General features: G+C 36.9%; 14 protein-coding genes. 3 read left to right on the top strand and 11 right to left on the bottom strand.

The features are described 5' to 3' along the window. Positions 1–12: 12 nt before the first annotated feature. Positions 13–474 carry a hypothetical protein gene (locus QM481_RS22515; RefSeq protein ID WP_166551822.1) on the bottom strand — a complete coding sequence of 154 codons (462 nt, stop codon included), beginning with the start codon at positions 472–474 and terminating at the stop codon, positions 13–15. 124 nt (positions 475–598) lie between these two features. Next, on the bottom strand, positions 599–1,099 hold the full coding sequence (locus tag QM481_RS22510) for an SMI1/KNR4 family protein (protein WP_283383437.1): 501 nt from the start codon (positions 1,097–1,099) through the stop codon (positions 599–601). A gap of 120 nt (positions 1,100–1,219) precedes the next feature. Here QM481_RS22510 and bla point away from each other — a divergent pair, with 120 nt between their 5' ends. Further along, positions 1,220–1,981, top strand: coding sequence for a subclass B1 metallo-beta-lactamase (gene bla / locus QM481_RS22505; RefSeq protein WP_283383436.1), 762 nt, complete (start codon positions 1,220–1,222; stop codon positions 1,979–1,981). A gap of 201 nt (positions 1,982–2,182) precedes the next feature. On the opposite strand, the gene QM481_RS22500 is transcribed toward bla, so the two are convergent. The 5 genes from QM481_RS22500 to QM481_RS22480 form a co-directional block, all read right to left on the bottom strand. Further along, the gene (locus QM481_RS22500) at positions 2,183–3,004 is read right to left on the bottom strand and encodes a hypothetical protein (protein WP_283383435.1); all 822 of its coding nucleotides are present in this window, start codon (positions 3,002–3,004) and stop codon (positions 2,183–2,185) included. A gap of 211 nt (positions 3,005–3,215) precedes the next feature. After that, on the bottom strand, positions 3,216–3,428 hold the full coding sequence (locus QM481_RS22495) for a heavy-metal-associated domain-containing protein (RefSeq protein WP_283383434.1): 213 nt from the start codon (positions 3,426–3,428) through the stop codon (positions 3,216–3,218). A 50-nt stretch (positions 3,429–3,478) separates the two neighbouring features. Then, positions 3,479–5,683 (bottom strand): heavy metal translocating P-type ATPase, encoded by a 2,205-nt coding sequence (locus QM481_RS22490; RefSeq protein WP_283383433.1) that lies wholly within the window; start codon positions 5,681–5,683, stop codon positions 3,479–3,481. Between the two features lie 495 nt (positions 5,684–6,178). After that, positions 6,179–6,934 carry an SDR family NAD(P)-dependent oxidoreductase gene (locus QM481_RS22485; RefSeq protein ID WP_283383432.1) on the bottom strand — a complete coding sequence of 252 codons (756 nt, stop codon included), beginning with the start codon at positions 6,932–6,934 and terminating at the stop codon, positions 6,179–6,181. Positions 6,935–7,031: 97 nt separating this feature from the next. Further along, positions 7,032–7,937 carry a helix-turn-helix domain-containing protein gene (locus QM481_RS22480; protein ID WP_283383431.1) on the bottom strand — a complete coding sequence of 302 codons (906 nt, stop codon included), beginning with the start codon at positions 7,935–7,937 and terminating at the stop codon, positions 7,032–7,034. Positions 7,938–8,090: 153 nt separating this feature from the next. Between QM481_RS22480 and QM481_RS22475 the strand changes: the two genes are divergently transcribed. Then, positions 8,091–9,089: a nucleoside hydrolase gene (locus QM481_RS22475; RefSeq protein WP_283383430.1), complete on the top strand. Its 999-nt coding sequence runs from the start codon at positions 8,091–8,093 to the stop codon at positions 9,087–9,089. A gap of 80 nt (positions 9,090–9,169) precedes the next feature. Beyond that, the gene (locus QM481_RS22470) at positions 9,170–9,559 is read left to right on the top strand and encodes a DUF1398 domain-containing protein (protein ID WP_283383429.1); all 390 of its coding nucleotides are present in this window, start codon (positions 9,170–9,172) and stop codon (positions 9,557–9,559) included. Between the two features lie 169 nt (positions 9,560–9,728). Here QM481_RS22470 and QM481_RS22465 read toward each other — a convergent pair whose 3' ends face one another. The 4 genes from QM481_RS22465 to QM481_RS22450 all read right to left on the bottom strand — a co-directional run bounded on the left by QM481_RS22465 (position 9,729) and on the right by QM481_RS22450 (position 19,802). Further along, positions 9,729–12,281 carry a beta-N-acetylhexosaminidase gene (locus QM481_RS22465; RefSeq protein ID WP_283383428.1) on the bottom strand — a complete coding sequence of 851 codons (2,553 nt, stop codon included), beginning with the start codon at positions 12,279–12,281 and terminating at the stop codon, positions 9,729–9,731. A 161-nt stretch (positions 12,282–12,442) separates the two neighbouring features. Beyond that, positions 12,443–12,871, bottom strand: coding sequence for a DUF6526 family protein (locus QM481_RS22460; RefSeq protein ID WP_283383427.1), 429 nt, complete (start codon positions 12,869–12,871; stop codon positions 12,443–12,445). Between the two features lie 137 nt (positions 12,872–13,008). Next, complete coding sequence (locus QM481_RS22455; protein WP_283383426.1) at positions 13,009–16,581, bottom strand: response regulator; 3,573 nt, start codon at positions 16,579–16,581, stop codon at positions 13,009–13,011. 314 nt (positions 16,582–16,895) lie between these two features. Continuing rightward, on the bottom strand, positions 16,896–19,802 hold the full coding sequence (locus QM481_RS22450; protein WP_283383425.1) for a DEAD/DEAH box helicase: 2,907 nt from the start codon (positions 19,800–19,802) through the stop codon (positions 16,896–16,898). Positions 19,803–20,156 lie beyond the last annotated feature (354 nt).

Genomic DNA, 20,156 nt, shown 5'->3' with positions numbered 1-20,156 from the left:
GGCTGTAAAAGATTATCTCTTGTAATTTGCTTTTATATTGTGTAACCTTATAAGTGCATATATTTGATTACTTGAAACAAACATCTCTTCCAATCGTCTAAGCATCAATGCTAATTCGTCATCATATAGTGCTCTATGTACAATTAAATCATCGTTTTCCATTTTTTCAAACAGATTGTATTCTCCTTTACTTATAAAATTTCCTTTTTTATAAGAGTAACACCTCCAAAATCGAGATATACACACCGCATACTTGAGTGTATATTTAGACTGGAGGACTAGTGTATTTGGATCAAAAGAATTCGAAATAAACTTTAGCTTCACTTCATCAAAAAATTCCTTTTCAAGTTTTTTTTCCAAAAGTTTGCTCCTCAAAACACAAATAGAGTTGTACGCATCAATAAGGCATTCATCAATAATATTTTTAATATTATCTGAAAAGTCAGTTTCTATTTCATTAATTAATTCTAACATTATCATATTTGTTCGAAATCAATAGAATAAAAATCGTATTCTGCCATCGTAGGTTTTTTGACCGACAATGGCTGTAAAATACTTGTTTTATATAACACTTAGTTGGTATAAAATAAGTATTCTTTTAAAGCATCTCTACAAATTCAAGGAAGGAATCTGCAATTTTGAAATAATTAAAATTATCTAGATCTCTAAAATTCATCCAGAAAATTTGCCCTTCTATCTCGTTTCTCAAACCTATGGCTATTGAGGCACTTATTCTTGTAAATCCAAATATTAAATAATCATTCGGGTCAGGCATATAAGGTACAAACTCACTAAATTCTTTATAATTTTCATAATCCTCCATATTTGAATGATAGATTCCTTCCCACTCAAATGGACTTACAAAATTACCAAAGGGATCTTCCTCTTCTTCGTAGAGAAATACATCGGTATTTACTGGGATATCATCTCCGATGTTATCATATAACGCCAATAGTTCTAATAAGGGCTGTGGTAATTTTCTGCCAATGGTTTGCTCCAGAGATTCTATATCAAAAACATAAGAATAAAGAGTATTATCCACCTGAGGTCTTCTAATGATTTTTTCGATTAATACTTGTTGTATTTTTGTTAATTGCATGGGGAAGAAATGTTTGAATGTGAAATAGTGTAGTTATTTTGACCAGCAATGGCAAATATGCCTCTACAATACTAATAAACACAAAAATTTCGTTGCTTTGTAAAAATTATACGCAACAACATGAACTCCATTCTTAGAACCGCAGGCTTTATTCTTTTATGTGCTTTTACATTTCAATGTACCTCTTTAAAAAAGAAAGATTTTGATAGGCGTCAGGTCTATAAATCTGATAAACTAATCATTCTTCAATTGGCGCCAAATTCATATCAACATATCTCCTATCTCAAAACTAATGATTTTGGCAATGTGCCTTGTAATGGTCTTGTGGTAGTCGACGACAAAGAGGCAATCATTTTCGATACACCGACTGATGATAAAGGTTCTGAAGAACTCATTCTGTGGTTGACTGAAACCCAAAAATGTAAGATTAAAGCGATTATTCCTACGCATTTCCATGATGATTGTTTGGGAGGTTTGGGAATATTTGACAAATATCAAATACCATCTTATGCCAATGAAAAAACCATCGCATTGGCCAAGGAGAACGATTCAATTTTACCTCAAAATGGCTTCAAAGACTCTCTTTCGCTGGCGATTGGTCATGAAAATGTAACGATAAAGTTTATTGGCGAAGGACATACCGTGGATAATGTAGTCGGATATTTCCCCAAAGATGAGATTATGTTTGGTGGATGTTTAATCAAGGAATTGGGTGCTACCAGAGGCTACCTTGGAGATGCGAATTTGAAAGCTTGGTCTTCAACCGTTTTAGAAGTAAAAGCCCGTTATCCAAAAGTTAAAATTGTGGTGCCTGGGCATGGAGATGCAGGCGATCAAAAGCTTTTAGATTATACAGCAAGATTGTTTAAGCCCAAAGAATAGCTATTTCGATTAGGGTGCGACTTAAGTCGCATCCTAATCGAAATAGTTGTCTATAGCACAAATGATAGCGACATCTCGATTTTGGGGATAAGTTTATTAAAAAAGCGGTCAAAAATTGTATTTTGACCGCTTTTTGACTTTAGCCGTTATTGGTATTTTGACCAACGTTGTCTGAAATTTATTTGGAAGGTTGAAACAATGTCATTCTAATTCAAAACTTAAGATATTCTTTTTCCTCTCATATTCGCTCAGAAGAATTTTCTTTAAATCTTCATTATTTTCCATAATTTGATACATCTTTTCTCTAATCAGAGTCAAACGTTGTTCAGAACTTAATGTTAAATATTCCTTGGAAAGCTTTTTTACATTTAACTTAAAATCTTGATAATAGTTTGTTCCGCCAATTTGAGCAAAGTCCATCACTGTCATGAAACAAAATGCCTCTACTAAAGGATGAGATTCATTCGTAACAGGCTTCCCTTTGAATCCATTGAGTCCTACACAAACTTTAAAATAGACACTACTATCTGGCTTTACCATTACGGCATGAAAGAATTTACTGGCTATTGTAAATAATTGTTCTTTAGAAATTTTCTCTTTCTTCAAAAGTCCAATATTTTTACCTGCGCCTGAACGCTGCTTTGAGTTCAAATACCAATACAGGAGGGGATTTACATTTTTTTGAAAATAGCTATCCTCTTTTAATTCTTCAATGAATACCTCCTTCAACCTTACTATGTCATTTTTATAATCAACTAACTTAGACCTTTCAAAAGATGAGTAATTTTCAAGAATATAATCCAAATAAAGCGTGTTGTTGTTAGTCAAGTCTGAAAATACATCAGAGGTATCTAATTTATTATTTGGAAAAATAAATACGAATGAAGATTCTTTATTTTTTTCTACAGTAACTTGAAAGAGTTTTGAATAATCGTCGACAAACTGAATTTGATTAAAATTTTGAGCAATGCTAACAATGGAATTGCAGATAAATGCGATTAATAGATATAAAACTTTTTTCATTTTAGGATAATTTTAGTTTAGTGTATTTGACACACCAAGATAAAACTAAATAATTAGTTATCAATATCCTGTAACAAAAAAATATTATTATGCCCTTGCTAGTGCTGGATAAGAATCCAGCACTAGCAAGGGCATAGGGTTTTGTTCTACTTTTATTTCAAGTGAAAAAAATAATCACTCATTCACTCAATCTCAACTCACTAAATACAAATTATGCAATAACAGTTATCTCAAAACCCGCAGATTCTACCACTTCTTTGATTCTTTCACTTGAAAGGTCTTCACCTTCGACAGTCAATATTTTCTCGGGAATTGAGGTGTCAACTTTCCAGTTTTCGATTTCTTCCACCTGATTTAAGAAAGGGGTTACTTTGCTTACGCAGTTCCCGCAATTGATATTCGTTTTAAATTGTAATTTTTCCATGATTTTTGTTTTTATAATTTAACTATTGATTTGAGATGATTTCTCCTTTTTTACTTTTTCAATCTTAAAGAATTTGTCACTACTGATACTGAACTAAATGCCATCGCTGCACCCGCCAACATCGGGTTCATTAAGAAACCATTGATCGGAAACAACACCCCAGCCGCTATTGGAATCCCAATGATGTTATAAATAAAAGCCCAAAACAAATTTTGTTGAATAATGGACTGTGTTCTTTTGGATAAGTTTATTACCTCAGAAATTTTGGTTAACTGATCTGAAATCAAGGTAATTTTTGCGACATCCATCGCTACGTCCGAACCTTTACTCATCGCTATACTGACATCCGCCTGAGCCAAAGCCTCCGAATCGTTAATACCATCACCTACCATTCCGACAACATTACCTTTTTGTTGAAATTCTCTGACAATCTTAGATTTATCGCTTGGCAGTACTTCAGCTTTAAATTGTGTTATTCCAAGTTCAAGCGCTACCTTCTGGGCTGTTTTGTGATTATCTCCCGTTAGCATGACTATCTCTATTCCAGACTCTTGCAAGGCTGAAATCGCTTTTTTTGCATCAGGTTTTATGGTATCTTCTAAGGCAATTCCAGCTAATATTTCTTTCTCATTCGCTAAAAATACAGTGGTATATCCCAAGTTTTGCCAATGATGATATAATTGATTTTCTTGATATATCCCCAATTCACGCATCCATTTGACACTTCCTAAAAAGTAGGTACTTTCTTCCAAAACAGCCTTTACTCCTTTCCCAACAACATTTTCAAAATGACTCAAAGTTTGAGTTTTACCATTTTTTTCTTTCAAAAATGGAATAATAGCCTGTGCTAATGGATGTGAAGAGGCTTGTTCTACACTCACAAATAGGTCAATTATGTGGCTGTCCTCTAATCCAAAACTGTCTTTGATACTTGGTTTTCCTTCGGTCAATGTGCCCGTTTTATCCAAAACTATGGTGTCTAAACGATGTGCTAATTCCAAACTCTCAGCATCTTTAATCAGCATTCCTTCTTCGGCTGCTTTGCCTATCCCGACCATAATTGCCGTAGGGGTTGCCAGTCCTAATGCGCAGGGGCACGCAATTACTAACACCGAAACAGAGGTAATTAGCGCATAGGAAAAAGCATTCGTTCCATCAAAAACCATCCATGAAATGAAGGTGACAATCGCTATTCCTAATACGACAGGCACAAAGACACTGGCAATTTTATCAACCAACTTTTGAATGGGCGCTTTACTGCCTTGCGCCTCTTGTACTCGTTTGATGATTTGGGATAATAAGGTCTCAGAACCTACTTTTTCAGCTAAAAACTTCAAAATTCCTTGTTGGTTAATAGTTCCAGAAAAGACTTTTGTTCCCTTCGACTTTTCTACTGGAATAGGTTCGCCCGAAATCATACTTTCGTCAACAAAGCTATGTCCGAATAGGACTTTTCCGTCCACGGCAATACGTTCCCCAGGTTTAACAACTACCCTATCCCCTACTCGAACTTCGTCTATAGGCACTTGTTGTTCTTCGCCATTAACGATGAGCCAAACCGTTTTAGGTTGAAAACCAATGAGCTTTTTGATGGCCGAAGAGGTGTTAGATTTGGCATTTTCTTCCAAAAGTTTTCCAATTAACACAAAAACAATCACAATGGCAGATGCTTCAAAATAGATATGGGCATGCAAGCCTCGATGGTGCCAAAACTCAGGAAAAAGGGTGGTAAAAACGCTAAAAAAGTAGGCTACTCCTGTACTGACAGCCACGAGTGTATCCATATTGGCGCTCCCATGAAGCGCTTGTTTCCATGCGTTGAAAAAGAAGTTTTTTCCAAAATAGAAAACCACTGGCGTAGATAAAATCCAAGACACCCAAGGCACCCACGGTTCATTCATAAAGAACATGCCTAAAATAGAAACAGGTATGCCCAAAATCGCAGAACCAATAGCGCTTCTTTTTAAAGAATCATGTTTTTGAGTTTTGTATGCCTCAACCTGAGTTCGGGTATCATCCGAAGGCAAAATCAAATCATAACCAACAGATTGTACTTTGGACTGTAGTTTTTCGATAGAAGTTTTGTCGCTATCAATCGTCAATTGAACAGTTTCGTTGGCAAAATTGACAGCACAATTTTCAACGCCCTCCTGCTTTTTTAGGACTTTCTCTACGCTTAATGCACAGGCAGCACAGGTCATTCCTGTAACAGGGACTTGAATATGAATTGTAGTATGTTCCTCTAAATTTTCCATGTCATATCGATTTCTTGGATACAAAATTAGAGGATGTTATGAGGAGAATTGTTACAGAATTTTCGAATAGATGTATATAATTTTCAGAAAGAGACGGTTTAAAACACAAACTTATTGAGTGAATTGAGATTGCGTAAATGAATGCATATTCTAGGCTGTAGAGACGTGATTCTTTACGTCTTAAGCAGAGATAGCCATAGCGGAGTAATATCAAAAAAGCGGTCGAAAAACAATTTTCGACCGCTTTTTAATGAAAAGTTGGAGCATAATCCTAGTTTTACAACTCAGGATTATTCATGCTTGTCCCAATATGGCTATTATTCGTTAGTAGTGTACGAAGCGTTTTAAGTACAATCTATTTTGAACATCGGATGTTGAATTTCGAAAATGGAACCTACTTTTTTATTTATATTTTGTAAAAAATAAAAGTATTTTAATTCATTTCCGAAATCAGAAATCCCAAATCCGCAATAGTTTGAAATCCTTCGTACAGTCCTAATTATGAATTCCCCCTGAAACCTCGATACGCTGACCGTTAATCCACTTGGCGTCGTCACTACACAAAAATGCAGCCACGCTTCCAATATCATCTGCTAAACCTACTCGTCCTAGAGCTGTTCTTGAGGCAATAGCCTGATTTAGCGCCACGTTATCACGAACATTCCCTCCTCCAAAATCTGTCGCAATAGCGCCAGGAGCAATCGAATTAGCTCTAATTTTGCGACTACCGAGTTCTTCCGCTTGGTATCTGGTTAGGGTATCTATTGCAGATTTCATAATCGCATACGCCGAAGATCCAGGGTAAGAAAAACGTGCCAAACCTGATGAAGTATTCAAAATACTTCCACCATCATTCATTAATGGTAAAAGTTTTTGAGTTAAGAAATAAGGTGCTTTCAAATGAATGTTCACCATTTTATCAAAATCAGCTTCGGTCGTTTCTGTATAAGCACTATAATGTCCTACGCCTGCATTATTAATGAGTGCATCAAACTTATCTGTACCAAATTCTGCTTTTAATACTCCTTGAAACTCAGCGATAAATGCGTCAAAATTTGACGTGTTAGAAATGTCTAAAGAAATAGCTGCTGCTTTCTGCCCGATTGCCTGAATTTCGGCAACCACAGCGTCAGCATCAGTTTTTTGACTTTGATAGGTAATCACTACATCGAATCCTTTGTGGGCTAATTGGATAGCCTCATCTTTTCCTAAACCACGGCTACCGCCTGTAACTAATGCTATTTTGCTCATTGTTGTAAGTGTTAAATTTGATGTTACAAAGTTGTGACATCTCTCAACACTTTTGTTTGCAAAAAGAAAAGCATTATTTGCAAAATTCAAACAATGGCTAAATTCTATATTGAGCAGGTGAAAAAGACGTTTGTCTTTTGAAGAAATTAGAAAAATGCGCTATCTCTTCAAACCCTAGACTGTAGGCAATTTCAGAAATATTCCAATTGGTTTCTTTCAAAAGTATTTTAGATTCTTGGACAATTCTACTGCCGATTATCTCAGTGGTAGTTTTGCCAGTACTATCTTTTAACACTTTGTTCAAATGGTTGACGTGAACAGCCAAGCGGTCAGCATAATCTTTAGCACTTCGTAAGTGTAATTTTTGCTGTGGTGATTCTATTGGAAATTGTCTTTCGAGTAGCTCTAAAAACAAAGAAGATATTCTGTCTGAAGCGTTGTGAGCTGAATACAATGCTGTGGCAGGTTGTAGTTTTTGACCAAAATGCAGCAGTTCCATGACATAGTTTCGCAACAAATCATACTTAAAAGCATAGTCGGAGGATAATTCTTTGTGCATTTTCTTGAAAATATAAGAAACCTCCTCTACGTCTTCAGGAGAAAGCTTGAAGATAGGAAATCCATCAGGACGAAAAATTGGAAGCTCGTCAATGGGAAAACCTACCTTATTTTTCAGCATAAATTCGGAAGTAAAAACGCAGAAATTCCCTGATTGAAACTCATCTTGAGGAAGGTAATGATAAGGTATTTTGGGAGTAGCGAAAAGCAATGCATTTTCCTCAATATCAAAAACTTTGTTAGCATATTCAGCACGATTTTTACCAATAATCAAGCTGATTTTGTAATAAGAACGTCGATTGTATGGCATCATATTGCGCTCTCGAAGTCCACGGATAAACTCGTCGATAGCAAATACATTAAAATGACCGATTTCCTTTTTAAAATTTTCAGGAAGCGGAATATTAACATCATTATAAAACTCTTCTACAGATTTTGTGCTCATGTTTGTAAAAATCAAAGAATGTATTAATTTTCCAACATATTCTTTTGTATTAAAATTCCTCTATCCATAATTATTCCATCTTACAACACTGCCACTCTCAGTAAAATCCAAAGAAAGCGTTCTTTTCTAGTAAACAAATCCCCCTATGATCTCATGAAGAAAAAAATAATCTTGTCCCTCTCTTTAGTAATAGCTAGTCTTACTCCTTTCTGTCAGACTATTCCTTCCGAAATCAAACCTCGTATGCGTGTCATTGTCGATAATGATTTTAGTGGTGATCCCGATGGATTGTTCCAAATGGCACACTTATTATTATCGCCTTCGGTTGATATTCGTGGGATTATTGGTTCGCATTTGAGTGTCAAAGATGGATTTGATCCTTCTACCACACAGGCAGAAAACGCTGCAAAAAAAGCTAAAGAACTTCTTCAAATCATGAATTTGGAAGGAAAAGTGCCAGTAGTCGCTGGCTCAAATACAGGTATGACAGACGATAATACGCCTGTAAAAAGTGCTGGGGTAGACCTGATTATCAACGAAGCCTTGCGTACCGATACCAAACAGCCACTCTATGTACTTTGTGGTGCTGGACTCACAGAGATAGCTTCGGCACTATTAACGAAGCCTGAAATTGCTGGAAAAATTACTTTGATTTGGATTGGTGGACCAGAATACACGGATATTGCTTTACCGCCGCCTGGGTATTCAAAAGTGGAATATAATCTCAATATTGACCCTAACGCCGCTATGGCGGTGTTTAACAAAACAGCAGTAAAACTCTGGCAAATTCCAAGAAATGTATATCGTCAGGCGTTGTTTCCATATTCGCATCTGGTGACAAAAGTCAAACCACAGGGTAAATTGGGCGAGTATTTGTACAAGGAGCTTCATACGCTCATGAGTCGCGTTGGGCGCATTGGCGAAACTTATATCCTTGGAGATAGTCCTTTGGTTCTTTTTACTGCCTTGCAATCCTATTTTGAGGCAGACCCTTCATCAAGTTTTTATGTAGTAAAACAGGCTCCAAAAATCAATTCGGATGGGCAATATCAATATAATTATGATGGACGAAATATTCGTGTTTATACTCAAATCGATAATTATTTGATGTTTAGCGACTTTCTTGCCAAGTTGGAAATGAATAATAAGTAACCCAAAATCAACGATTTTTTACAATTTCTGGAAAAATCAAATGCCGAATTTTGTGCTATCAAACTTAAAACAAATCGAACATGTTTACAGTAAAACAAATCAATGAAGCACACGAAAAGGTAAAATCTGGCGCAGATTTTCCTTTATACATCCAAGAAATCAAGGCATTTGGGGTTGTAGGTTTTGAAACTTGGGTAAATGATAGTCACACGAATTACTGGGGTAAAAACAACTTTGAAACCTCATCTGAGCCCGTATATGATGCACTACTCATTGAAGATGAATGTACTCCAAGCATTTTTGCAGAAGACCTCAAAGCTCATCAAGCTGGAAAAACAGACTATTACCAATTTTGTAAAGATTGCGCCAAATCTGGTATTGAAAAATGGATTGTATCGCTAGAGGATATGACTTGTATTTACTTTGACAAAAAAGGAAATCAAATTTTGGTAGAAACTATTCCTAGTTAATCGGAAAGGTTTAATTGTGAGAATGAGTAATTATTCTAAAATTTAGTATTCCCGCTGTAGAGACGCAATGCTTGCGTCTAAAGAGGTGTATCAAAAAAGGCGTTCGGAAATAGTTTTTCGAACGCCTTTTTTGATACTACTGTCAAGATATTCCTAATATCAGAGCAAATTAATTTTTGATTTCTATACTTCTACCTCCTCTTCCATTTGGGGAAAACACCTTCAATTTGATAATTCCTTTCTCAGAAATCGGCTCAGTGTATAATTTGCTTTGGGCAGTTGGCTCCGAGCCATCTACAGTATATCTAATTTCAAAGGAAGGCATCTGGGTATTGGCATGTACTTTACCATTTTCCACTTTTGCGCCTGCTGTAGGTATTCTAAACTGATAGCCTCCTGATAAAGATTCGATCTTAGGAAGTTCCTTTTGAGAAATGGTATTAACAAACACATTCCAAGCTTCTTGATATTGCTTTTTAGATAGCTGATTGTCGGCAGTTTGTGCCCATTGAGGGTCGGGCGCCCAAGCTCTTTCCACTAATCCTAGCATTTTGGGAAGCAACATATATTCCAACCTTTCTGGCGATTTAACGTTTTCGCTCCAAAGCAATCCTTGTATTCCGACGATATTACTTTTCCCAAAATCTGTTAGTCTGTCTTTTCCAACAAAATAACTTTGTTCTATTGGATTACCTCTTCTGTCTTCTGTCGAGTTTTTGAAATAATCAAAAGGAATAAAGTAGAAAGGTTTATCGACATCTACGAAGCCACCCCAATAATAGCCAGGCTCTTCGTACGTTTTTTGGTAAGACAAATCAAAATACATATTGCTGACACAGGATAAAATCACCTTGTAGCCCGCATTCGCCAAGCGATATGGTAAATCCTCATTGCCCCAACCAATCATATTATTCCAAACATTTACCTGAAAACCTTCATTTGCCAAACGAGGATTAGGAATCATTGTTTTTTGTCCCATCAATTGCGTTTTACGCATGGCGATCTCTTCCCAACCAGACAAAAACAGTCCTTTCTTTTTGAGAAATGTATTAATCTTCCCAAAATAGTAATACCACAAATCATCAATATTGTCAACGGTCGGGTCAGCTTTTACCAATGCCTGACAAAGCGGTGATTGCTCCCAAACACCAGCAGGCACTTCATCTCCACCAAAGTGGATAGTTGTCAATGGTGCGCCAGCGTCTTTGTACATGGCAATAATTTCGTCGGTTACTTTTTCGAGAAAAGTGTAAACAGATGGACGAGCCACGCATATTACATTATCTGTCCAAAGTTGTGCAGTACGATATTGCGATTTATCCTCAGGGTCACGAAGCCAATATTTTTCGGCTTCTTCCATATTGCCTTGCGCTTTATATTTCTCATATCGAGCGTCCATGGCTTTGATCGAAGCACGGGCATGCCCAGGAGATTCCACTTCAGGAATGATTTGAATATGGCGGTCTGTGGCATATTTCAAGATATCAATAAACTCTGCTCTGCTATAAAAACCACTACCTGAACTTTGTCCTGCATTCGGGCCTGCGCCAAAGGAAGCAGGAAGGAAGTTTTTACTATCTAATGAATGCCCACGATTGGCGCCAACCGTTGTTAATTCAGGTAGACCATTAATTTCCAATCGCCAACCTTCATCGTCGATAAAGTGCAAATGCAATACATTCAGTTTGTAAGTTGACATCAAATCCAAAACACGTTTTAACTCAGCAGGTTTTTGGAAATTTCTTGCTACATCTAGCATCAAACTTCTAAAACCAAATCGTGGTGCATCTTCCACTTTCAAGCATGGAATCTGGATTTTTTCCACACTATTTTTCCAAACTGCGACTGGAAATAAGTCCTTGAGCGATTGGATAGCATAAAAAGCCCCTTTTCTGCTGGAAGCACTAATGGTAATTTGTGTTGGCGTCACACTCAAATGATATGCCTCCTCAGCCAAGTCGGCTTGTTTTTTAAATACAATCGAACTAGCACTTGCCAGAGAAGTTTCTAGTAATTTTTTACCCAAAACCTTTTGTAAATCCTCCTGAAAATAATTGATTTCAGTTTTCCATTCTGAAGGTGCAACAATTGAAGTAGCTGCATTTAACTCAAAATTTCCATTAGTTTTTTGATAAAACTGGGGGGTAGGAAAAATTGGGGGCAAATCATTGGCATTGAGTTGATGAATCAAGGCATTTTTCTCATACAATTGAGCGGAGGTCAAATACCCGACTTTGTCCTCAGTTGGAGCTATTACATTATATTTTTGAATCGTTTTCCCTTCCTCTGGCTTTTGCTCATTGACCCAATATAATCCAAATGGTGCATCGGCTATATTGACAAAAATTTCGGAAGATAGAAAACTAATATCTAAGGTTTTTCCAGCTTCTAGTCCAGCAAAATTAGCTTTAGGGCTCAATTTGAAAATATCACCATTGATATGTTCAATAGCAATATTGGATGAAATAGAATTAGGGTCTATATCTCGGATATAGTTAAAATACAAACTCCAACCCGATTTTGGAAGTGCCTGTTTACCTGTATTTTTTAGTGTAAAAACAGATACATATTGTCGTTTTCCTTCAAAAGCATTATCGGTAACTTTCCAAGAAATCTCCAGTTGTTCTGAATTAAAAAGAGGTACTTTTTTTTGCGCTTTTCCTTCTAAACACAGTGTAATAAGAAGTGAAAAAAGTAGCCATGTTATTGATTTTTTTTTCATAAGTATTTATAGAATTGAAATAATTGGGTGATAAAATTGGTAAGTTATTGGGCACTTGGCTGTCAGCTATGGGCGATCGGCAAAATGTTTTCTATCGTTTTCTATGAAACATATTCAAACTTTTAGTCTACCTCACTAGGCACTCACACTAAAGTATTTTCTTATGCTCGATGATAATCTGGCTTCCAGTTTTGAATAGCTTGCTTGATTTCTTTTGCAGAAAGTGCTTCTGTAGCTGCTCGTTCGACTAAGGCGATAAGTTCTTCGTTTGGTGCAAATCTTAAGGCAATAATTTGTCCCATTCGCAAATTTGATGGTAAAAGTTTACCTGTAAGAACAAAGTAACGTAAATTTTCTTCCGCACGAATTGCTCTATCCTGTGCACGTAGCGCAAACACTCTTGTGTACCAAAATACCCCTAAAAGCGCTGCTATTGTCAATAGGAGTGTTATTGCGAGTACAGCCTGTTCGCTGCCATTCTTGACGGTATAAATAATGGCGGTAATCAGCGCTCCTAATAACAACACTGACGTGATTACATGGTAGCCAAGTACATATTTGGAGTGATTTTGAAAATTTTGCTCTTGCATGGGTGGTATTTTTTGAAATGTTTAGTTATTCTTCAAACTTAAAGACTTTCTGAATGAAAACAAAAATTCATCGACTACACACCGCAAATAAAAAAGGCTATCCCTTTTCAGAGATAGCCTTATGGCAAAATGCTATTTTAGCTGTTGAGAATCTGATAAATGAGTGGCTTTATTATTTCTATTTCAGCATCAAATTCATCTAAAAGACTCTTGAATTCTTCCGGATTAAATACTTTTAGTTTTTCTATTTTCCCAGCTCTCACTCCTAACTCTCGCATACCTGCCGATAGAGCGGTTCCTTTCATTTTATGTCCTAATTTATTGAGAGCAATCAGGTTTTCGTCATCAATTAGCATTTGGAATTGACTTGTAATGGTTTCAAACTGCACAAGTACCATTTCTAATACTTCTTTGGCAAGTTCGGGGTCGTCTCCCATTCTTTTAGACAAATCGGCAAAATCTAAATGTTGAGTGTCAATCGAACTAAGTAAGGCTGTTTCAATCGGATTATTCATGTTCTGTTCTATCTTGAGCCATTTATTGAGCGCTCGTTCGAGGGTATCCCTCACGAATGGCTTCATTATATAATCGTCCATACCAGCCTCTAAGCATCGGGTTTGCTCGCCTTTTACTGTACCTGCTGTGAGCGCAACGATTGGTGTGTGTTTAATAAATTCTTTACTTCGGATGATTTGGGTAGCTTCATAGCCATTCAATTCTGGCATTTGAATATCCATTAATATCAAATTAGGTGCGTGTTTTTCGTACATTTCTACAGCTTCACGACCATTTTCAGCAGTTATGATATGAGCTTCTGGTAGTACTGCCTTTAAGACAGTCAGTGCCAAAAACATATTCACATTATTATCTTCCGCAATCAGAATTGTGTAATCCCCTGATTTCATCAGATTATTGTCACCACTGACTCTATCAAAGTTAATGCTATTGTCTTTAGAACGTCCACTTATTTGAAGTATTGCCTCATATAGCTTATGAATGGTAATAGGTTTCACCATTCTTTTGGCAACATCAAGCAACTCACAAGTTTTTATCACCACATCGTCGTCTGACGAGCTGTGCAAAAGCATAATTGGTATATTCAAGCGTAACTCTTCTCGAATAATTCGGATTGTTTCTAAGCCATCTCTTTCAGGCATGTGGTAATCCATAATAATCAGATCAGCATCTTCTGGTCTTTCTTGTAAGAACTGAATAGCTTTGGTTCCAGATTCTACAGATTTAGCATAAATACCAGAAATACCCAACATCTCCTCCAAAATTGCACGGTTACTGCTATTATCATCAACGACCAAGACATGAGAAAAAGTTCCTTGTAAATCAAAGGCAATATCCTCATCCTCATGACTTTCGAACTCGACATCGAAGAAAAACGTACTCCCTTTATCCAACTCACTTTCTAATTGTAGCTGACTGTTCATCAACGACAACAGTTTATTAGATATAGTCAATCCAAGACCTGTTCCACCAAATCGTCTTGTCACAGAAGCATCTTCTTGAGAAAAAGCTTCAAAAATTTTCACAATATTTTTAGGTGCAATACCAATGCCTGTATCTCGCACAGCAAACCTTAATATGTTGTGATTTAGATCTATGGCCTCTACAAGCTCCACCTTCAACTCTATTTCGCCATGATGGGTAAATTTGACCGCATTGCCCAAAAGATTCACCAAAATTTGTCTTAATCGAACAGCATCTGCCTGCAAATACCTCGGAATAGCTGGCGAAATACGTAGCAATACCTCCAAGTTTTTTTGATGCGCTTGATAACTTACCAAATCCACCACTTGACTTCCTAATTCGAAGACATCTATTTGTTCATACGAAAGTTCAAGTTTGCCAGCCTCTATTTTTGAAAAATCAAGAATATCATTGATTACATCCAAGAGAGAATGTGCCGAATGGTGAATCGTTGACACATATTGCTTTTGCATTTCATTCAAACCCGTCCTAATCAACAAATCCGTAAACCCAATCACACCGTTCAGAGGAGTGCGAATTTCGTGACTCATGTTTGCCAAAAATTCTGATTTGGCTCTACTGGCTGCCTCAGCGTGCTCTCTGGCATTATGTAATTGTTGCTCTATTTGCTTGCGTGAGGTAATATCCCGCACAACTGCTTGAATCAACTGTTCGCCTTCAATATTAAGTTTTGACAAAAATACTTCTGCCAAAAAGGTTTCGTTAGTTTCTTGTTTTTGACAAATCCATTCAAACTGATGACTTTGATTTTGCAGACACTGTAATACATGTTCATTTAATGTATCCGCAATATTCTCTGTATCCTTTTGAAATGAAGCAGATAAGTCAAGAGCCGATTTTTGACAAAGAGATTCTTTAGATTTAGCCCCAAAAAGTCGAATTGCGGCAGGATTACAATCAAAGCATTTATACTGAGAAAGTACCAAAACCGCATCGCTGGTAGAATCATACAACGCTCGAAACTTTGCTTCTGAACGAACAATTTCTAATTCTGCTTCTTTTTGTTTGGTAATATCGTGTAAGTAACCGTGCCAAATTACGCCATCTTCCACACGCTCTGGTGTAGATTCGCTACGAACCCAAATTTTTCCTTTTTGTGGTAAAACCAAACGAAAATCAATAGATTTTACCTGTAAAGTTTGATAAGACTCTTCAATAGTGGCTAATAATCCTGTTAAATCCTTATTGTGAATTCTCGAAAACGCCTCCACATAGCTTGTTTCTTTGTATTTTACTGAAGTTTCAAACAAATCAAACAACGACTCCGAACAGTACACAATTGTCATACGCCCGTCGAGGTATCGTTTCAACTGATACAAACCTCCAGGCACTTGGTTAGAAAGTTTTTTGAAGAGTTTGTTGGTATTTTTTATCTCTACTTCGTTCTCTTTTTCCTTAGTGATGTCTTTAAATGTACCATAAAGTCTTTTACATTTTTTCCCTTCAAATTCTCCCTCACCAATGATACGAATCCATTTTTTCTTACTAGTAAAAGTTTCGATATGCAGCTCTATGTCAAACGGAATACCTGTTTCGACGGTGGACTTGAATGCTTCGAATAAAACAGATTTGCTTTGTGGGTCTTTATAAAAGCTTAAACTTCCTTCTACATCTAAATCAAAGTCAACAGGAACCTCCAATATTTCTCTAGCCTCTTTGGTCCACTTTATCTGATACCCTGGCAACTCTATTTGCCAAGCACCAATATTAGCCATCTGACTACTTTTGGCAACGATTTCTTTAGATAATTGTAGCTGTCCTTCGTTGTTTCCCCACTGACTTGTAAGCACTAAGTTATTTTGAATTTTTTGCTGGATTTTGAGGGAAGTAATATTTTCGAAATAAACCATCATTTCCTTTCCATCAGCATTGTCGCTCCAGCCACACTTTGCTCGTATCCATATCAAATCACCAAAAAAGTGCTTGGCTCTGAACTCCAAGACCAACACAGGCTGATGCATTTGTACAAAATGCTTCAACGAGGCAATACATTCTTCTTTATCTTCGGGGTGAAATGCTTCGGGATGATGAGCCAAATTTTGCACACTTTCATAGCCCAAAAACTTTACTAATTGGGGCGCAAACCAAAAACTCTCAAGGTTATCAATTGAGCAAGTCCATAAATCTTTAATAAAAAACTCATAAACAAACTCTGAAAACCCTGAAGTTGTGGTAAGATGTGTGTCGTTATGTTGATTGAATTGATTCATATAGATTTGAAGCAGAAGTGTACTGGTTAACAAAATTCGGCTCTGTGATAGCCCTTTAGGAAGTTTCGTATCGGGGAATTAGTGGTTATGATAGTACGAAATCTTGCCAAAATCTTATTTACGAAAAAACTACCCGTTTGGACGCATTTAGTTAACAATATTTTCTTCTGAAGAGGAGTGCCATAATTTTTCAAACGTAAGGTCTCTTGAAAAATTAGTCACACTCCATAAATTAACGCAAAAATTTCATTCCAAAGTTCAACATAATTCGGGTTTCACTTCATAACCAATCCGCTATAAGCAAAGCAAAAAAGTTAAATTTTGGAAAGATACTGATAGAGTTTTCCTGAGGGTGAAGTTGGATTTTTCTGAAAAACCCCAGCATTCCCTATCACTACAAAACTACTCTTAGCCCTTGACACAGCTACATTTAGCATATTTGGTCGGTTTTTCCTATCAAAAAAGAATACCTCCGCATCATCTTGGGCATACACGGGAGAAAAAACAATAATTTCTCTCTCTGCTCCTTGTAAAGCATGAACCGTGCCTATTTTCATTAGGTGAGTATCTATCCCTATTTTTTTTAGTTTTTTATATAAAATTTTTCGTTGACCTCTAAATGGTGTTATAATCCCAACCAACTCTTCGATGCGCTTATACTGCTTTGCTTTTTCGGTATAGTGCCTTTCTATAGTACTTTTGTTGGTCAATAACCAGCGACAAATTTCATCTGCTTCTTCTTCATTAAATCTCTCTTTATTTCTTACAGTCGAACTACTTGGTTGGTCGAGTAATACCATTGGAGGAAAAATTTGTTGGGAGGCATCCGATAATTTCATAGGCTTCAGAAGTCCTTTGTAAGCCAAATCGTTGCAATAGCTAATGATGGCAGGATGGCAACGACGGTGCTCCAACAACATAATTCCTTTTTGCGCACTAATCGGGTCAAAAACATCTGTCGCCTCCAAGGCCATTTTCATAATCGAGCCACTTGAGGCCGTAAAACCTTTTTCTTGTAGTTTACTTAAAAACGCATCTTGCTCATTTTCAATCAATTCGTTTTTCAGTAAGTTTCCTAAGTCTATTTTAAAAATGGTATTCCAAACAGGCTCAATCTGCTGAATATCGCCAACAATTACCGCCTGCTTTGCCAAACCAAAGCTTGCCAAACCCACCTCTGGACTTACCTGACCTGCTTCGTCAACTATCAGAAAATCAACAAACTCTAACATGGGAGGTGTTTCCCATTTTTTAGTTCCATCCTCATTTTCTCCTGCAAATTTGAGATACGAGAAAAAACGAGGCGCCATAAAAAAGGTACTCACAAAACAAGGTGTCAGCATGGCACGGGTACGCCACATGAGTTTGCGACCAGCCAAACCTTTATTGGGTGACTCATTTTTGAGCTGGTCGGTGATAGCTTCAAGCCAACGCCCTTCCCAATAATGAATTGCCAGTAAAAAGGCTTTATATCTAATTTGGGTATCTACTTCGTCAAAAAAATATTGGTTACGACTATTAAACTGTCGTAGCTTCAAAAAATCCTTTTCCCAAACTTTTTCCTCATCCGTACAAGGGTTAGAGAAAATTCCGTACTGACGCTTCCATTTTTCCCATACAGCCCAAGCTTTCACGACTTCTTGAATCAACTTCAATTTTGTTTCAAAAAAACTTTTCAAACGACTTCTGGACGTATCTTTTAGTGGTTCTAAATTCAAAACCGTTTGTCGAATCATCGGTCTGGCAGTAGCCTGAATATGATACAGTTGGTCTTCGATACTACTCTCAATGGCCACCCAATAATCCTGATTTTCTTCTAAATCAGCCCAATGTTTCGGGTCTATCGAACGCTGGGTAAATTCTGCCATTTTTTCACAAACGATTTTCCATAAAATTCTTCCTTCCTCTAGTGATTTTTGAAGGTTCTTTATCTCCGTTTGCAACCAAAAATAAGCTTCCGATATATCATCTGTACGCTTGTGGGTATATCGCTCGACCATGTTAAGAAAATACCTTTCAGCCTTCTCTACATAGGTTTCTTCTTCGAGACGAGCAAAGAGTCCAGAGTCGTCCAATTTCATATAATTGATATTGACGAGTTCTTTTTCGTTTTTATTTCTTGCTGGCAAATACGTAGCATATCCTTCTAAATCAGGCAACCAACGCTCTTGTAAATCTTGAAATCCTTCAGCACGAACAGGTTTAAAACTTTCAATGATATTCAACACCGCCTGATTATTGGCAGAACACGCCAACAATATAGCAGGATCTTGACCTTGAATGGCAGTTTGCACCATTTGATTAGCAACAATGCTCTGGATTAATGTAGTCTTACCTGTTCCTGGAGGACCATTCACGGCAAACACTTTTGACTTTCGTTCTTGATTGAGCGTTGCCAAGGCATTTCGTTGAGAAATACTTAAAGGAAAAGCACCGCCCATTTGTCCCAAATGTTGTAAATGGGTTTCCAACCACTGTGAAACTACCACAGGTGAGGTAAAGTTTTTTTGTTCTTTCAAACCAATCATATCCTTCAATAAGGAAGGTAATTGCTTGGCATTTTCGAGATGTTCGTACAAGGATACAATGGCTGCACCCGCCTGCATATCTTTTTCGGGAACGACTATCGTAGTTTCATAAACCACACGATAATCATCTTCCGAAAACTCATCTATGGCTTGTCCTCGCAAAGTGAAAAAGCTTTCTTCGAGGTATTCAACATAATTTTCCCAACGTAAAAAAGTATTCCTATCATTCGACAACAGCTCTTCAAGCGAGTCTAATTGACAGAAAACAAAATCGGTATCTTCATTCCCCACTGGACTCATCCATTCCCGAGGAACAATTGGATAGTATTCATCAACTATCGAAAAATGACCTCCTCGATGCAGCAAAATCGGAAACCAAAAAGGATAAATAGGTTTTGGTGTAAAAAACAGATGCTCCTCTCGCTGGGGTTCGAGATAGCTGGGCGAAACTAGTAGCTGTAAAGCCTCGGGACGTTCCCATTTAGGATCTTTGTCTGAGCGAATGCCTTTTTCGTAGTTACGTTTTTTTTCTTGTTCCTGAAAAAATGTTTCGCATACTTGTTCATCAATCATTCCCAAGCGCCAAACATCCGCAGTAAAACGAATCTTTTCGTTTACTTCTACATCAATATAGGCTTTCATGGCTTGCGCCAAACACGTTTTCCAGTATGCTAATAATTTTTTTTCAATCATGGTTGGTTGTAGTCCTCGGTAAGAAATAAGAAAACAAAGGTAAAGGCTAAGAATCAAAGTGAAAAGTGAACACGCACAAAGTAATTAGCATCCATCTATTTTTAATGTTAGTGCAGAATTATGAGGAACAATTACAAAACATTAGTTATCAACCTATTACATTCGCAAAAGTCGAGCCTCAGTTACCACCAAAGGTAATTATCTCATTTACAGTAGAATACACCAAAATCTCATGATTCAAGACTCCAAACTTACTTGTCCTTTACAAAATATTTTATTCAAAAAATAGTTATATTAGCAATACGAATGTAAATTTGTTTAGATTCCATTTTGAATGATGTTAAATACTACGTG

Source organism: Flectobacillus rivi, assembly GCF_030056655.1.
Lineage (GTDB): Bacteria > Bacteroidota > Bacteroidia > Cytophagales > Spirosomataceae > Flectobacillus > Flectobacillus rivi.
This window is presented reverse-complemented; position numbering and strand designations above follow the sequence as displayed.

Coding starts and splice junctions, on each gene's coding strand:
- QM481_RS22515 (WP_166551822.1), bottom strand. CDS start 474: ATGTTAGAATTAATTAATGAAATAGAAACTGACTTTTCAGATAATATT.
- QM481_RS22510 (WP_283383437.1), bottom strand. CDS start 1,099: ATGCAATTAACAAAAATACAACAAGTATTAATCGAAAAAATCATTAGA.
- bla (WP_283383436.1), top strand. CDS start 1,220: ATGAACTCCATTCTTAGAACCGCAGGCTTTATTCTTTTATGTGCTTTT.
- QM481_RS22500 (WP_283383435.1), bottom strand. CDS start 3,004: ATGAAAAAAGTTTTATATCTATTAATCGCATTTATCTGCAATTCCATT.
- QM481_RS22495 (WP_283383434.1), bottom strand. CDS start 3,428: ATGGAAAAATTACAATTTAAAACGAATATCAATTGCGGGAACTGCGTA.
- QM481_RS22490 (WP_283383433.1), bottom strand. CDS start 5,683: ATGGAAAATTTAGAGGAACATACTACAATTCATATTCAAGTCCCTGTT.
- QM481_RS22485 (WP_283383432.1), bottom strand. CDS start 6,934: ATGAGCAAAATAGCATTAGTTACAGGCGGTAGCCGTGGTTTAGGAAAA.
- QM481_RS22480 (WP_283383431.1), bottom strand. CDS start 7,937: ATGAGCACAAAATCTGTAGAAGAGTTTTATAATGATGTTAATATTCCG.
- QM481_RS22475 (WP_283383430.1), top strand. CDS start 8,091: ATGAAGAAAAAAATAATCTTGTCCCTCTCTTTAGTAATAGCTAGTCTT.
- QM481_RS22470 (WP_283383429.1), top strand. CDS start 9,170: ATGTTTACAGTAAAACAAATCAATGAAGCACACGAAAAGGTAAAATCT.
- QM481_RS22465 (WP_283383428.1), bottom strand. CDS start 12,281: ATGAAAAAAAAATCAATAACATGGCTACTTTTTTCACTTCTTATTACA.
- QM481_RS22460 (WP_283383427.1), bottom strand. CDS start 12,871: ATGCAAGAGCAAAATTTTCAAAATCACTCCAAATATGTACTTGGCTAC.
- QM481_RS22455 (WP_283383426.1), bottom strand. CDS start 16,581: ATGAATCAATTCAATCAACATAACGACACACATCTTACCACAACTTCA.
- QM481_RS22450 (WP_283383425.1), bottom strand. CDS start 19,802: ATGATTGAAAAAAAATTATTAGCATACTGGAAAACGTGTTTGGCGCAA.